The 13,714-nt window shown below is 67.6% G+C and carries 14 protein-coding genes; 10 read left to right on the top strand and 4 right to left on the bottom strand.

Going from position 1 to position 13,714, the window contains the following annotated elements:
* Window positions 1-12 precede the first annotated feature (12 nt).
* Entirely contained in the window at window positions 13-948 is a 936-nt protein-coding gene (locus tag OCUBac02_RS06975; RefSeq protein ID WP_173044436.1) for a hypothetical protein, read from the bottom strand.
* Window positions 949-1,369: 421 nt separating this feature from the next.
* On the opposite strand from OCUBac02_RS06975, the gene tolQ reads away from it, so the two are divergent.
* The 4 genes from tolQ to tolB are packed head-to-tail and all read left to right on the top strand — an operon-like array spanning window position 1,370 to window position 5,124.
* Window positions 1,370-2,080 carry a protein TolQ gene (tolQ, locus tag OCUBac02_RS06970; RefSeq protein WP_173044434.1) on the top strand — a complete coding sequence of 237 codons (711 nt, stop codon included), beginning with the start codon at window positions 1,370-1,372 and terminating at the stop codon, window positions 2,078-2,080.
* A 16-nt stretch (window positions 2,081-2,096) separates the two neighbouring features.
* Window positions 2,097-2,543 carry an ExbD/TolR family protein gene (locus tag OCUBac02_RS06965; protein ID WP_465247778.1) on the top strand — a complete coding sequence of 149 codons (447 nt, stop codon included), beginning with the start codon at window positions 2,097-2,099 and terminating at the stop codon, window positions 2,541-2,543.
* Between the two features lie 29 nt (window positions 2,544-2,572).
* The gene (gene tolA, locus OCUBac02_RS06960) at window positions 2,573-3,781 is read left to right on the top strand and encodes a cell envelope integrity protein TolA (protein WP_197933320.1); all 1,209 of its coding nucleotides are present in this window, start codon (window positions 2,573-2,575) and stop codon (window positions 3,779-3,781) included.
* 5 nt (window positions 3,782-3,786) lie between these two features.
* Window positions 3,787-5,124, top strand: coding sequence for a Tol-Pal system beta propeller repeat protein TolB (gene tolB / locus OCUBac02_RS06955; RefSeq protein WP_173044432.1), 1,338 nt, complete (start codon window positions 3,787-3,789; stop codon window positions 5,122-5,124).
* Window positions 5,125-5,296: 172 nt separating this feature from the next.
* On the opposite strand, the gene OCUBac02_RS06950 is transcribed toward tolB, so the two are convergent.
* Window positions 5,297-6,097, bottom strand: coding sequence for an aldolase (locus OCUBac02_RS06950; RefSeq protein WP_173044430.1), 801 nt, complete (start codon window positions 6,095-6,097; stop codon window positions 5,297-5,299).
* A gap of 327 nt (window positions 6,098-6,424) precedes the next feature.
* Here OCUBac02_RS06950 and pal point away from each other — a divergent pair, with 327 nt between their 5' ends.
* Window positions 6,425-6,946, top strand: a complete 522-nt coding sequence (gene pal / locus OCUBac02_RS06945; RefSeq protein WP_047580411.1) for a peptidoglycan-associated lipoprotein Pal — start codon at window positions 6,425-6,427, stop codon at window positions 6,944-6,946.
* Window positions 6,947-7,152: 206 nt separating this feature from the next.
* Here the strand turns inward: pal and OCUBac02_RS06940 are convergent, their stop codons facing one another.
* Both OCUBac02_RS06940 and OCUBac02_RS06935 read right to left on the bottom strand, forming a co-directional pair.
* Complete coding sequence (locus OCUBac02_RS06940; protein WP_173044428.1) at window positions 7,153-7,521, bottom strand: cell division protein ZapA; 369 nt, start codon at window positions 7,519-7,521, stop codon at window positions 7,153-7,155.
* Between the two features lie 19 nt (window positions 7,522-7,540).
* Complete coding sequence (locus OCUBac02_RS06935; RefSeq protein WP_348521648.1) at window positions 7,541-7,852, bottom strand: DUF4164 domain-containing protein; 312 nt, start codon at window positions 7,850-7,852, stop codon at window positions 7,541-7,543.
* 343 nt (window positions 7,853-8,195) lie between these two features.
* On the opposite strand from OCUBac02_RS06935, the gene tkt reads away from it, so the two are divergent.
* The 5 genes from tkt to OCUBac02_RS06910 all read left to right on the top strand — a co-directional run bounded on the left by tkt (window position 8,196) and on the right by OCUBac02_RS06910 (window position 13,662).
* Entirely contained in the window at window positions 8,196-10,193 is a 1,998-nt protein-coding gene (gene tkt / locus OCUBac02_RS06930) for a transketolase (protein WP_173044426.1), read from the top strand.
* Window positions 10,194-10,319: 126 nt separating this feature from the next.
* Window positions 10,320-11,330 carry a type I glyceraldehyde-3-phosphate dehydrogenase gene (gene gap, locus OCUBac02_RS06925; protein ID WP_047577146.1) on the top strand — a complete coding sequence of 337 codons (1,011 nt, stop codon included), beginning with the start codon at window positions 10,320-10,322 and terminating at the stop codon, window positions 11,328-11,330.
* A gap of 101 nt (window positions 11,331-11,431) precedes the next feature.
* Window positions 11,432-11,890 carry a hypothetical protein gene (locus tag OCUBac02_RS06920; RefSeq protein ID WP_173044424.1) on the top strand — a complete coding sequence of 153 codons (459 nt, stop codon included), beginning with the start codon at window positions 11,432-11,434 and terminating at the stop codon, window positions 11,888-11,890.
* Window positions 11,887-12,459: a putative glycolipid-binding domain-containing protein gene (locus OCUBac02_RS06915; protein WP_173044422.1), complete on the top strand. Its 573-nt coding sequence runs from the start codon at window positions 11,887-11,889 to the stop codon at window positions 12,457-12,459. The genes OCUBac02_RS06920 and OCUBac02_RS06915 overlap by 4 nt, the downstream gene beginning before the upstream one ends.
* 9 nt (window positions 12,460-12,468) lie before the next feature.
* Window positions 12,469-13,662, top strand: a complete 1,194-nt coding sequence (locus OCUBac02_RS06910; protein ID WP_173044420.1) for a phosphoglycerate kinase — start codon at window positions 12,469-12,471, stop codon at window positions 13,660-13,662.
* The last annotated feature ends 52 nt before the right edge of the window (window positions 13,663-13,714 follow it).

Genomic DNA, 13,714 nt, shown 5'->3' with positions numbered 1-13,714 from the left:
GCGATCGCCTCGCTATGAAACGGCGGCAGGCTCCAGCACCGCGAGCAATTCGCGATAGGTCGGCGCCAGCGCTCTCAGGTGAGCGGCGGCGGCCGCGTCCTCCCGAGTAACCAGCGGGTATTGCAGGGCGCCGATCGATCGTGCCTGACGTCCCATGATCCCGGCAGCTTCGTCGAGCCCGATCCGGGCCAGGCAACGCGCGGCATCGGCAGCGCGCCGTGCGCCGACGCGCACCGCGAAATGGATGAAATGGCCCCTGAGCTCGTCGTCGCAGCCGGCCGTGACCCGCTCCGCCAAGGCGAGCGCCGCCGCCTCGTTGCCGAGCGTTCCCGCCGGCGGCTGCAGGTTCCGGTCCATGGCGAGCCAGCGAATACCGGCGGGAAGCGCTCGCCGGATCGCGTCCTCCTCCGCCACGGCCTCGATGCGCCGGAAGCCCGTCCGCATCGTGAAGGGCTCGCCGTAATCCACCGTCTCGCCGCGCCACGCTGCCATGAAATCGGCGAGCGGCAAGGTCGCATGCGGATAGCCTTGCGGATCGTGCATTTCGACCATGCCGTCGCACAACGCGAGCACGACGACATAATGATCGGCGCCGATTGCGCCGTGCATGCCCGGCTGATGCCGCAGATGGCCCATTTCGAGCGGACCGACCCAGACCGGCCCCTCGGCAAGAGCTTCCGTCAGCCGGGCAAGCGCCTCGTCCTCGCTGCCGCCGCGCGTCACGACAGAGGTCCAGCCCATGGCGGCGAGCGCGTCCTCGAAACCCGCTTCCGGCGTCCAGCCATAGGGATCGAAGAATGGCATCGCTCCGCCATGCAATTGCATGCCGAAAGGACTTCCCGTCGCGAATTCAATGACGGCAGGAGACAAAGACGCCTCTCCGAACATCATCGAAAATGAATTGGCGTAGCAATAGGGACCGGAGCCCACATACGGAAAATAAGTCATGATCTTTATTGGCCTTCCTGTCGCGAAGGCCCGTACAGATCTGCAAATTGAAATTTTCTGTCAAGCGCTCTGTTTTCGCGGCCTGGTTCCAGCGCGCCGCCTTCGGGCTCGCGGCGTTTCGGGGAGCAAGGCAATGACTCGCCAGCCTCCCGAAACCGCGTGCCTCCCGACCCCGACGTATACCCGACATTAACCTTGCCGGGAGCTTAACTCGGTCCGGAGCATGCGTTCCGTGGGAAACCCCGTTTCGGCCCATCTTTCGCCGGATTCACGCGCGATTGGAGGGATACGGCATTTCCCCGGATCGCGGATCGGGCGGCGGCGTGGGTCTCCCGCGACGCGAGCGGCGGGGTTTGGGCCGGGGCTGGCGCCTTGAGATGTCCAGCGTCGGCCGTACCGCCTGGGTGAGAAGGATGACAGGATGAACCCCGCCGACGTCGCGCAGGCCGCGCCGCAGATCGACATGTCGTTCTGGACGCTGTTCTGGCACGCCCATATCGTCGTCAAGCTGGTCATGATGGGCCTGATCGGCGCCTCGGTCTGGTGCTGGTCGATCATCGTCGACAAGACCCTGCTCTACCGGCGCACGCGCCGCGACATGGACGCGTTCGAGGAGGTGTTCTGGTCCGGACGCTCGCTCGAGGAGCTGTATCGCGACCTCGCCAGCAAGCCGGTCAACGACATGGCCGCCGTCTTCGTCGCGGCGATGCGCGAATGGAAGCGCTCCTTCGAGAATGGCGGCCGCTCCGTCGCCAGCCTCTCGCAGCGCATCGACAAGGTGCTCGACGTCACCATCCAGCGCGAGACGGAACGCCTCGAATCGAAGCTTCTCGTGCTCTCGACAATTGCCTCGGCCGCTCCCTTCATCGGCCTGTTCGGCACGGTTTGGGGCATCATGACCTCATTCACCGCCATCGCGGTCTCCAAGAATTCCTCGCTGGCGGTCGTCGCGCCCGGCATCGCCGAGGCGCTCTTCGCCACGGCGATCGGCCTCTTCGCCGCGATCCCCGCGCTGATGGCCTACAACAAGCTCCAGGCCGAGGTCGCCAAGGCGCAGGGGCGGCTCGAAGCCTTTGCCGACGAGTTCTCCGCGATCCTGTCGCGGCAGATCGACGAGCGCATGGCGGCGTGAGGGCCTGACGATGGGTATGTCAGCCGCTTCGGGCGCAAAGGGCGGTTCCGGCCGCCGGGGCCGGCGCGGGCGCCGCCACGGCGCCATCGCCGAGATCAACATGACGCCGTTCATCGACGTCATGCTGGTGTTGCTCATCATCTTCATGGTCGCCGCGCCGCTGATCGCGACCGGCGTCCCGCTCGACCTGCCGCAGACCGGCGCCAAGCCGATCAATGTCGATCAGAAGCCTCTGACGATCGCCATCGACAGCAAGGGCCAGATCTTCCTGCAGGACGAGCCGACGCTGGAGCCCGACCTGGTCGCCAAGCTCCAGGGCCTGGCCAGGCAGGGCTTCGACGAGCGCATCTATGTTCGCGGCGACAGGCAGGTCGATTACGGCCGCGTCGCCTCGGTGATGTCGACCATCACCGCCGCCGGCTTCAAGCGGGTCGCGCTCGTCACCGAGCCGGCGGGCCGCTGAAGGTTATTGAGAGTAAGGACGTTCAGGGCGTGAAGCTTTCGACCTCCGAACCTGGCATGCTGGTGTCGGCGCTCGGCCACGTGACGTTCCTCGTCGCAGGGCTGCTGGCGTTCTCGTCGCCCGCGCCGCTGCCGGAGCACGAGGAGGCGATCGCCGTCGAGCTGGTCGATCCCAATGCGCTGAACCAGGTGACGCGCGGCGAGCGCAGCGCCGAGAAGGTCCAGGCCCAGCCGACCCCGCGCGCCGAGCGCCAGTCCGAGATGGTCGAGCGCAAGGAAGCCGGCGAGGCCAAGGCCGATGCCCCGGCCCCGCCCTCTCGCCCGCTCGAACTGAAGACCGCCGAGAACAACGCCACGACGCCCCCGCCGCCGGCCCGCCCGGCCGAGCCGCCGAAGCCCGAGGCCAAGCCGCCCGAGCCCGCCAAGCAGCCGCCGCAGAAGAGCGAGGCCGCCGCCGCGCGCGAGGCCGAGCAGAAGCGCGAGGAACAGGCCAGGCTCGCCGAAGAGGCCGAACTCGCCTCCAAGGCGAAGAAGGCCGATGAGGAGGCGAAGGCCGCCGCCAAGGCCAAGGCGGAAGCCGACGCCCAGGCCGCCAAGCGCGCTGCCGATGCCAAGGCCAAGGCCGAGGCGCTCGCCAAGGCGGAAGCCGAGAAGGCCGCTAAGGAAAAGGCCGAGGCCGCCGCCAGGGCGAAGGCCGAGGCCGTCGAGAAGGCCAAGCTCGCCGCCGAGGCGAAGGCGAAGCAGGAGGCCGAGGCCAAGGCGAAGAAGGAGGCGGAGATCGCCAAGAACTTCAACGCCAACGACATCGCCAAGCTGCTCCAGTCGAAGGAGAAGGCGCAATCTTCGGGGTCATCGGCGCCGCAGGTCAACCGCACCGCCTCGCTCGGCACCGAACGCGGCACGTCGCAGAAGCTCAGCCCCTCGCTCAGGTCCCAGCTCATCGGGATCATCCAAGATCAGCTCCTGAAATGCTGGAACGTGCCGATCGCGCTGGCCAATGCCCATGGCAACAGCAATGTCGTGCCGTCCGTGCGGATGAAGCTCAACACCGACGGCTCGCTGATCGGCCAGCCCGGGGTGATCAACTCATCCTCCGACCCGCTTTTCCGCGTCGCCGCCGCTTCGGCGCTGACCGCCACCCGCCGCTGCGCACCGCTGCGCATCCCGGCTCAATTCGCCTCCTATTACGACGACTGGCGTGATGTCGTCGTCAATTTCGACGCCAGGGACGTTATGTGACCCCGATGATCGACCACACTCCCCTTCCCCTCCTCGCGGCCGCGCCCACGCGCCGCCGCCTTCTCGCCACCGCCGGCGCGGCGCTGCTCGTGCCGGCCGCCGCCAGGGCCGAGCTCGTCATCGACCTGCGCGGCGGTGCCTTCCAGCCGATGCCGATCGCCATCGCCGATTTCGGCGGCGAAGGCGGCGTGCTGGTCTCCGGCGTCATCACCAACAACCTGAAGCGCTGCGGCTATTTCACGCCCATCGACAAGGGCCGCTTCCCGGAAGCGAACCCGCCCTTCGATGCCGCGCCCCGCTTCGACGCCTGGAAGGCGGCGGGCGTGCAGGCCCTCGTCACCGGCCGCGTCGCGCGCGAGGCCGGCCGCATCCGCGCCGAGTTCCGGCTCTGGGACGTCGCGACCGGCACCCAGACCGACGGCCAGCAATATTTCACCGACCCGAGCAACACCCGCCGCGTCGGCCACATCATCTCGGATGCGATCTTCTCGAAGGTCACCGGCCTCGGCGGCTTCTTCGATACCCGCGTCGTCTTCGTCGACGAATCCGGCCCGAAGGAAACGCGCCGCAAGCGCCTCGCCATCATGGACCAGGACGGCGCCAATGTGCGCTACCTCACCAATGGCGACGTCTCGGTGGTGACGCCGCGCTATTCGCCGGTCTCGCAGGACGTGACCTTCATGACCCAGCGCCAGGGCGAGCAGCCCCGCGTGCAGGTCCTGAACATCGAGACCGGACAGCGCCAGATCGTCGGCAACTTCCCCGACATGAGCTCGAGCCCGCGCTTTGCGCCCAACGGCCAGCGCGTCGTGCTCTCGCTGCAGCAGGGCGGCAACGCCAATCTCTACGCCATCGATATCGGCTCCCGCACCACGATGCGCCTGACCTCGACGGCGGCGATCGACACCTCGCCTTCCTATGCTCCGGACGGCTCGCGCATCGTCTTCGAGAGCGACCGCGGCGGCCAGCAGCAGCTCTATGTGATGTCGGCCGGCGGCGGCGAGGCTCAGCGCATTTCCTTCGGGCAGGGCCGCTACTCGCAGCCATCCTGGTCACCGCGCGGCGACCTCATCGCCTTCACGCGCCAGGGCGGCGGCGGCTTCGCCATCGGCGTGATGCGGCCGGACGGCTCGGGCGAGCGCATCCTGACCGAGGGCTTCCACAACGAAGCCCCGAACTGGGCCCCGAACGGCCAGTACCTGATGTTCTTCCGCGATCCGGGCGGCCAGTCCGGCGGCAAGCTGTACATGGTGGACATCACCGGCCGCGTCGAGGTGCCCGTGCCGACCCCGGCCTTCGCCTCCGACCCGACCTGGTCGCCTTTGCTCAGCGGCCAGCGCTGAGCAAGCGAATCTTCCTCGGAACCGCTTCGTCATCCCGGGCTTGCCCCGGGATCCATCGTAAAGCGCCGAGCCTCATGAGGACTCCCGGATCTACGCTTCGCTCCGTCCGGGATGACGCGAAACGCCGTACAGCAAATCCGGGCGGCCTTTGCTTGCTGGCGACCCGACCCGCTCAATCGCGATAGACCGGTTCCTCCGCGTCGAGCTGCCGGCGGATCGAGGCGAGGTGCAGCCGCGCCGATTCCGGATCGCCCTCGCGCATCTGGCGATAGGCGGCTTCCGCGATCTCGGGCTTCACCGGCTTGACCTCGCGTCGCGTCGCGAGCGCCAGCGCCTGCACCTCGCAGGCCCGCTCCAGGTAATAGAGGTCGTCCCAGGCCTCGGCGATGTTCGGCCCGAGCACCATGACGCCATGATGCTTCATGAAGACGATATCGGCATCGCCGACCGCAGCCGCGATCCGGTCGCCCTCGCGCTCGTCCAGAGCCAGCCCGTTATAATCGCGGTCAATCGCCGTGCGGCCGTAGAACTTCAGCGCCGTCTGGCCGGCGAAGATCAGCGGATCGCCCTCGGTCATCGACAGCGCCGTCGCATAGGGCATGTGGGTATGGAACGCGACCTTGGCGCGCGGGACGTTCTTATGGATGCGGGCGTGAATGTAGAAGGCGGTCGCCTCCGGCTGCCCCTCGCCCGAGACGACATTGCCGTGGAAGTCGCAGATCAGCAGCTTCGACGCCGTCAGCTCGCGAAACGCCCAGCCATAGGGATTGACGATGAACAGGTCGTCATGCCCCGGCACGAGCGCCGAGAAATGGTTGCAGATCCCCTCCTCGAAGCCGTAGCGCGCCGCCATCCGGAAAGTCGCGGCGAGGTCCCGGCGCGCCTCCCAGACGATCTCGGATTCGAGATCGGGCTGGTTGGGACCACGAAACGGCGTCACGCTCGCAGCGCCGGACTTGAGGGAATGGGCCATCGCGGTCTCCGGTCGAATGAATGGAGGGATGCCAAGCAAGGATCGAGCCGGCACCGGCACGAAGATAGAACTGGCAGCACGAAACAGGCGCTGCAATTGCCGAAGCGAATCGCAAGCTTTTTTCACGCGCCCGGCGCCGATGTGGCAACCGCATCACAGCTCCGCCAGGAAATGCCTTTTGCCATAATTGGTTAACCATAAGCCGCAATGCCGCCACTTCGCCCTGATTTGGCAAGGTCTCGTTTAGGTTGACGCTTCATTGATGAGGCATCGCGAAGCCCTCCTCGAAGTGCGCCGCCACAAAATTCGTTTGCCCGGAGTCCAGCCATGTTGACCACTCTCGTTCCCCGCGGCCGTGCCGTCCGTTTCGCCGCCGCCATCGCCGCCACGCTCGCGCTCGGTGCCTGCGCCAAGGATCAGAATGCCGACGCGAACGGTTCGGGCTTCGGTGCCGGCGGCGCCGCCACGCCCGGCAGCGCGCAGGATTTCGTCGTGAATGTCGGCGACCGCGTCTTCTTCGAAACCGACTCGACCGACCTGACCTCGACGGCCGTCTCGACCCTCGACAAGCAGGCCCAGTGGCTGCAGCGCTATCCGCGCTACACCTTCACCGTCGAGGGGCACGCCGACGAGCGCGGCACCCGCGAGTACAACTATTCGCTCGGCGCCCGCCGCGCCCAGACCGTGCGCGACTACCTCGCCTCGCGTGGCATCCCGGCTCAGCGCATGCGCACCATCTCCTACGGCAAGGAGCGCCCGGTCGCCGTCTGCAACGACATCTCCTGCTGGTCGCAGAACCGCCGCTCCGTCACGGTGCTGGATGGTGCCGGCGGCGCGCCCGGCGTCTGATCCGATCGTAAAGAAAAAAATGAAGGCCCCGGATGGCTACATCCGGGGCCTTCTTCATTGTCCGCAGCCGTCATTCTCGGGCAGAGCGAAGCGCAGACCCGAGAATCTCATCGCGGGGTCGCACCGGAACCTTCACCGTCATTGCGATGAGCGTCTTCCGGCAAGAGATGCTCGGGTCAGGCCCGAGCATGACGCCTGTTTCTTCCTCACCCCACCGCGGTCGGGATCAAACTCCGTGCCACGCCCTCGATCCGTTCGGCCGCCGCGACCAGCGCTTCCGCCGCCCGGTCCTCGATCTCGCCAAGTCGTTGGTCGGCGGCTCCGGCATTGCCCTGCGTCGCCGCGAGATCGGCTTCCAGCTTCGCCAATCGCTGCTTCAGTTCGTGAACTTCGTCGGCCACCATCAGCGCCGCCATGACATGCAGCCGCATGTCGCCGATCTCGCCGAAGGCCTGCCGCATCTCGCCGATCTTCTCGTCATAGAACCGGGCGAGCCCTTCGAGATGGGCTTCCTCGCCCTCCCCGCAGGCCATGCGATAGGCCTTCCCGGAAATCATGACGTTGACTTGCGGCATCCGAACTCCAGTCCTCGTTCTAGCTTTGATTGGCCTCGGGTTCCGGCGGCTGCTGCCCCTCGACACGCGCGATCACCGCGCCGACGACGTTCATCGCCCGCTCCAGCCGCTGGTCGACATCGGCAGCCGCCGTCTCGACCTGGCCGAGACGCGCCATCGCGCCGTCGAGCTCGGCCGCCAGCCGCGCCCGGTCGTCCTGCATCAGGGCGAGTTCGGTTTCGAGGTTGCCACGTCCACGCTCAGCCTCGACCCGCCGCCGCGCCGCCGCCTCCAATTGCCCGAGCGCGGTATCGAGACGCGCCAAGGCATTGTCCAGCATCAGGCTCGCCACCGTCGCTCTCCTTTCAGACCGAAGCCGGCTCACACGATTCGTGCCTTAATTTACAGCACAACGCCGGAAAACAGGAATCGCTCTCGCAGCCTGTAAACATGTTCTTGCAACGGCTTGCCGGGCGGGGCTGACGCGCCATCTGCGGAAAACCGCGCGAAAGCGGTGCCTGCGACCCTGAAAGCAGGGTTTCGCGAATTGACTCGCAGGGAGGGCCGGGCCTAATCCACCCGTCCTTTCCAAGCCCGCCGAAAGCGGCTGCAACATTGCCCTCCCCTCGCCGGCCCGCTGTCGCGCAGGCCGGCCCGGTCCTTCCGCCCGTCCGACGGAGCCCTGTGAGATCATCATGACCACCATCGACCGCGCCCAGCACGACAAGCTCGCCAATGCCATCCGCGGCCTGGCGATGGATGGCGTCGAGAAAGCCAAATCCGGCCATCCCGGCCTGCCGATGGGCGCCGCCGACATCGCCGCCGTGCTGTTCACCCGCGTGATGAAGTATGACGCCGCCGATCCGCGCTGGCCGGATCGCGACCGCTTCGTGCTCTCCGCCGGCCATGGCTCGATGCTGCTCTACGCCCTGCTCTATCTCACCGGCGCGCCCGGCATGCAGCTCGACGACCTCAAGGCCTTCCGCCAGCTCGAGTCGAAGACCCCCGGCCACCCCGAGAACTTCATGACCGCCGGCGTCGAGACCACCACCGGCCCGCTCGGCCAGGGCCTGGCCACCGCCGTCGGCATGGCGATGGCCGAGCGCATGCTCGCCGCCGAGTTCGGCAGGAAGGTCGTCGATCACCACACCTATGTATTGGCGTCCGACGGCGACCTGATGGAGGGCATCAGCCAGGAGGCGATCGCGCTTGCCGGCCACCAGAAGCTCAGCAAGCTGATCGTGCTCTGGGACGATAACGGCATCTCGATCGACGGCCCGCTCTCGATCACCGACAATGTCGACCAGGTCGCGCGCTTCAAGGCTTGCGGCTGGCGCTCCGAGCGCGTCGACGGCCATGATCCCGAGGCGATCGAAGCCGCGATCAACCGGGCCCGGAAGTCGAACAAGCCGACCATGATCGCCTGCAAGACGGTGATCGGCTTCGGCGCCCCGAAGAAGGCCGGCACCTCCAAGGCCCATGGCGAGCCGCTCGGCGCCGAGGAACTCGCCGCCGCCAAGCAGAAGCTCGGCATCACCGGTGGCGCCTTCGAGGTCGCGGCCGATGTGCTCAAGGCCTGGCGCGCCGCCGGCGCCGCCGGCGCCGCCGCCCATAAGGACTGGAGCGAGCGCTTCGCCGCCCTCTCCGAGCGCAAGCGCGGCGAGTTCGACCGCCGCCTCGCCCACACCGTCCCGGCCAAGCTCGACAAGGCGATCCTCGCCCACAAGAAGGCGCTGATCGCCGCGCCGCAGGCCGTCGCCACCCGCAAAGCCTCGGAACTGGCGCTCGAAGCCATCACCCCGATCATGCCGGAACTGGTGATGGGCTCGGCCGACCTGACCCCGTCCAACAACACCCGCACCAAGGCCGCCGAGGACTTCACCCCGAAGACCCCGAAGGGCCGCTATGTCCGCTACGGCATCCGCGAGCACGGCATGGCCGCCGCGATGAACGGCATCACGCTGCATGGCGGCTTCCGCACCGGCGGCGGCACCTTCCTGGTCTTCGCCGACTATGCCCGCCCCTCGATGCGCCTGGCCGCGCTGATGAGCCTGCCGGTCGTCTACGTCATGACCCACGACTCGATCGGCCTCGGCGAGGACGGCCCGACCCACCAGCCGGTCGAGCAGGTCGCCTCGCTCCGCGCCATGCCGAACATGCGTGTCTTCCGCCCGGCCGACACGATCGAGACCGCAGAAGCCTGGCAGGCGGCGCTGGAGCGCACCGACGGCCCGACCGTCCTCGCGCTCTCGCGCCAGAACCTGCCGCAGCTCCGCACAGACGCCACCGCGAAGAACCGCTCGGCCACCGGCGCCTACGAGCTGCTGGCGGCCGAGGGCGGCAAGGCCCAGGTCTCGCTCTTCGCTTCGGGCTCCGAGGTCGAACTCGCCGTCGCCGCGCGCAAGCTCTTGGCCGAGAAGGGCGTCCCCGCCCGCGTCGTGTCCGTGCCCTCGCTCGAGCTCTTCCTCGAGCAGGACGAGGCTACGCAGGCTCAGGTCATCGGCTCCGCCCCGGTCAAGATCGCCATCGAGGCCGGCGTGCGCTTCGGCTGGGATGCCGTGATCGGCCATGACGGCACCTTCATCGGCATGAACTCCTTCGGCGCCAGCGGCCCCTACAAGGAGGTCTACAAGCATTTCGGCATCACGGCGGAGGCGATCGCCGACGCCGCGATGAAGCAGCACAACGCCTGAGGGCCTGCTTGACGCAGGCAGGGCTGATATTCCCGAAAGACATCTTGCGTTCGGCCATGCTTTGGCCGAATTGCCCGCGTGGATAGCGACGGCTTAGGCCGTTTGCTCGGCGAAGGAGAGGAAGACATGACGGTCAAGGTGGCGATCAACGGCTTCGGCCGCATCGGGCGCAACGTTCTGCGCGCGATCATCGAGTCGAAGCGCAAGGACATCGAGGTCGTGGCGATCAACGATCTCGGCCCGGTCGAGACCAACGCCCATCTCTTCCGCTTCGACTCCGTCCATGGTCGTTTCCCCGGCACGGTGACCGTCTCCGGCGACACGATCGATGTCGGCCGCGGCCCGATCAAGGTCACCGCGATCCGCGATCCCAAGGACCTGCCGCACAAGGCGCTCGGCGTCGACATCGCCTTCGAGTGCACCGGCATCTTCACCACCCGCGACAAGGCCGCCGCACATCTCGCGGCCGGCGCCAAGCGCGTGCTGGTCTCGGCCCCCTGCGACGGCGCCGACTTCACGGTCGTCTATGGCGTCAACCATCACGAGCTGACCAAGGACCACGTCGTCGTCTCGAACGCCTCCTGCACCACGAACTGCCTCGCGCCTGTCGTGCGCGTGCTGCACGACACCGTGGGCATCGACAAGGGCTTCATGACCACGATCCATGCCTATACCGGCGACCAGCCGACGCTCGACACGATGCACAAGGATCTCTACCGCGGCCGCGCCGCGGCGATGTCGATGATCCCGACCTCGACCGGCGCCGCCAAGGCGATCGGCCTCGTCATCCCGGACCTGAAGGGCCGTCTCGACGGCACCTCGATCCGCGTTCCCACCCCGAACGTCTCGGTCGTCGACTTCAAGTTCATCTCGAAGCGCAAGACCACGGTCGAGAAGGTCAACGAGGCCATCATCAAGGCGTCGAAGCGCGGCCCGCTCAAGGGCATCCTCGCCGTCACCGACCAGCCGAACGTCTCGATCGACTTCAACCACGACCCGGCCTCCTCGACCTTCGCCCTCGATCAGACCAAGGTCATGGACGACAAGCTGGTGCGCGTGATGTCCTGGTACGACAACGAGTGGGGCTTCTCGAACCGCATGAGCGACACCGCCGTCGCCATGGGCGCCCTGCTCTGATCGATCACCTTTCTGCCCTTGTCTGAGGGCATGACACATCAATGCGAGGCCGCGCTGCCAAGGCCCGACCTCGCCCGACATCTCCCAGCTACGGAGCGCCTATGGCCAAGATCGAGCCGACCGTCGTGACCCCGGCGAACAACGAGCCGCCCGTCGCGTCGCCGCCCCCCGCATCCGGCCCCACGCTCGTGGCGACCGCACCTGCCGCGGCTGAGACTGCCGCGCCCGTCGCCGAGCCGCGCAAGCTCGACCAGCTCTCCCGCATCGAGGAGAAGGCGGCGCGCATCGAGGAGAAATTCGCCCGCTACGAGGCCGTGCTGACCCGCGCCGAAGCCTCGCTGGAGCGCAGCGCCCACAAGGTCGACGCCGCAGCCGGCACCATGGATTTCGCGGCGATCCGCGGCGAGATCACCGCGCTCCGCAACCGCGTCGATGCGACGCCGCGCGCCGGCACGCTGTTCATGACCGCGATCGTCACCGCCGTGCTGACCGTGATCCTCACCATCCTCGTGCTGAAATTCGGCGTGCCCGGCCTGTTCGGAGGCCTGCTCGCCCGATGAGCTTTCGGGACGCCGCCCTTCTGGCCGTGCCGCGCAGCCTGCGCTGGCGGCCGGTCGAGGGCGTCGGACTGGAGCATCTGACGCTGGTCACGACGCAATCGGGCGTCCGCGCCGAGGCCGTGGTCATCGGCGAGCGCGGAGATTCGCCCTATGGCGTCTCCTACCGCATCGACTGCACGGCGGATTTCGCGGTCGCCGGCTTCGCCATCGCGACGACCGATGGCCGCCGCCTCGCCATGGAGCGCCGTGCCGGCCGCTGGCATGATGCCGCCGGCACAGCCCTGCCCGCCTTCGATGACTGCATCGACATCGACCTGCAGGGCTCGCCCTTCACCAACACCCTGCCGATCCGGCGGGAGCGCTGGGAGATCGGCCAGAGCCGCAGCTTCACGATGCTCTACATCCCCTTCGACGATTTCGTGCCGACCATCGACCGGCAGACCTATACCTGCCTGGCCCCGCGCCTGTTCCGCTATCAGGCGGCCGATGGCAGCTTCGAGGCCGAATTGCCCGTCGACGAGGACGGCCTCGTCGTCGATTATCCAAGCCTGTTCGAACGCATTCGATAAGAGAGCCCGATGACTGCCTTCCGCACCCTCGATGACGCCGATCTCGCGGCGAAGCGCGTGCTTGTCCGCGTCGACCTCAACGTTCCCATGGAAGACGGCAAGGTCAGCGACACCACCCGCATCGACCGCATCCTGCCGACGATCCGCGAGATCGCCGACAAGGGCGGCAAGGTCGTACTGCTCGCGCATTTCGGCCGCCCGAAGGGCCGCGACGACAAGAACAGCCTGCGCCAGGTAGTGCCGGCGCTCACCGAGGCTCTCGGCCGCCCCGTCACCTTCGTCGACGACTGCATCGGCGACGATGTCGCCAGGGCGCTGACGGCCGCGAAGAACGGCGACGTGCTGCTGCTGGAGAACACCCGCTTCCACGCCGGCGACGAGAAGAACGACCCGGAGTTCGTGAAGGCGCTGGCCGCGAATGGCGATCTCTATGTCAACGACGCCTTCTCGGCCGCCCACAGGGCGCATGCCTCGACCGAGGGCCTCGCCCATGTCCTGCCGGCCTATGCCGGGCGCACCATGCAGGCGGAGCTCGAAGCCCTCTCGGCAGGCCTCGACAATCCCGCCCGTCCGGTCATGGCGATCGTCGGCGGCGCCAAGGTCTCGACCAAGCTCGACCTGCTCGGCAACCTCGTGAAGAAGGTCGACATCCTCGCCATCGGCGGCGGCATGGCCAACACCTTCCTCGCGGCGCGCGGCGTCGATGTCGGCAAGTCGCTCTGCGAGCATGACCTCGTCGGCACCGCCCGCGAGATCGAGGAGAAGGCCAAGGCCGCCGGCTGCGAGATCCTGCTGCCGGTCGATGCGCTGGTCGCGCGCGAATTCAAGGCTCATCCCGGCCATCGCGTCGTGCCGGTCGGCGAGGTCGGCGCCGACGAGATGATCCTCGATGCCGGCCCGCTCAGCGCCGCCGATGTCGTGCTGCGCCTCGACAAGGTCAGGACGCTGGTCTGGAACGGCCCCTTCGGCGCCTTCGAACTGCCGCCCTTCGACACCGCGACGGTCGCCGTCGCCAAGGCCGCGGCCAGGCGCGTCAAGGCGGGTGAGTTGGTCGCGGTCGCCGGCGGTGGCGATACCGTCGCGGCGATGAACCATGCCGGCGTCGCCGACGACCTCTCCTATGTCTCGACCGCCGGCGGCGCCTTCCTCGAATGGATGGAGGGCAAGGCCCTGCCCGGCGTCGAGGCGCTCCGGAAGGCGTGACCGCCGGATAGGCAACCTAGCTGGCCGCTTCGGCAACGGAGCGGCGGCTCGA

The organism is Bosea sp. ANAM02, from assembly GCF_011764485.1.
In the GTDB taxonomy this organism is placed as follows: domain Bacteria; phylum Pseudomonadota; class Alphaproteobacteria; order Rhizobiales; family Beijerinckiaceae; genus Allobosea.
This window is presented reverse-complemented; position numbering and strand designations above follow the sequence as displayed.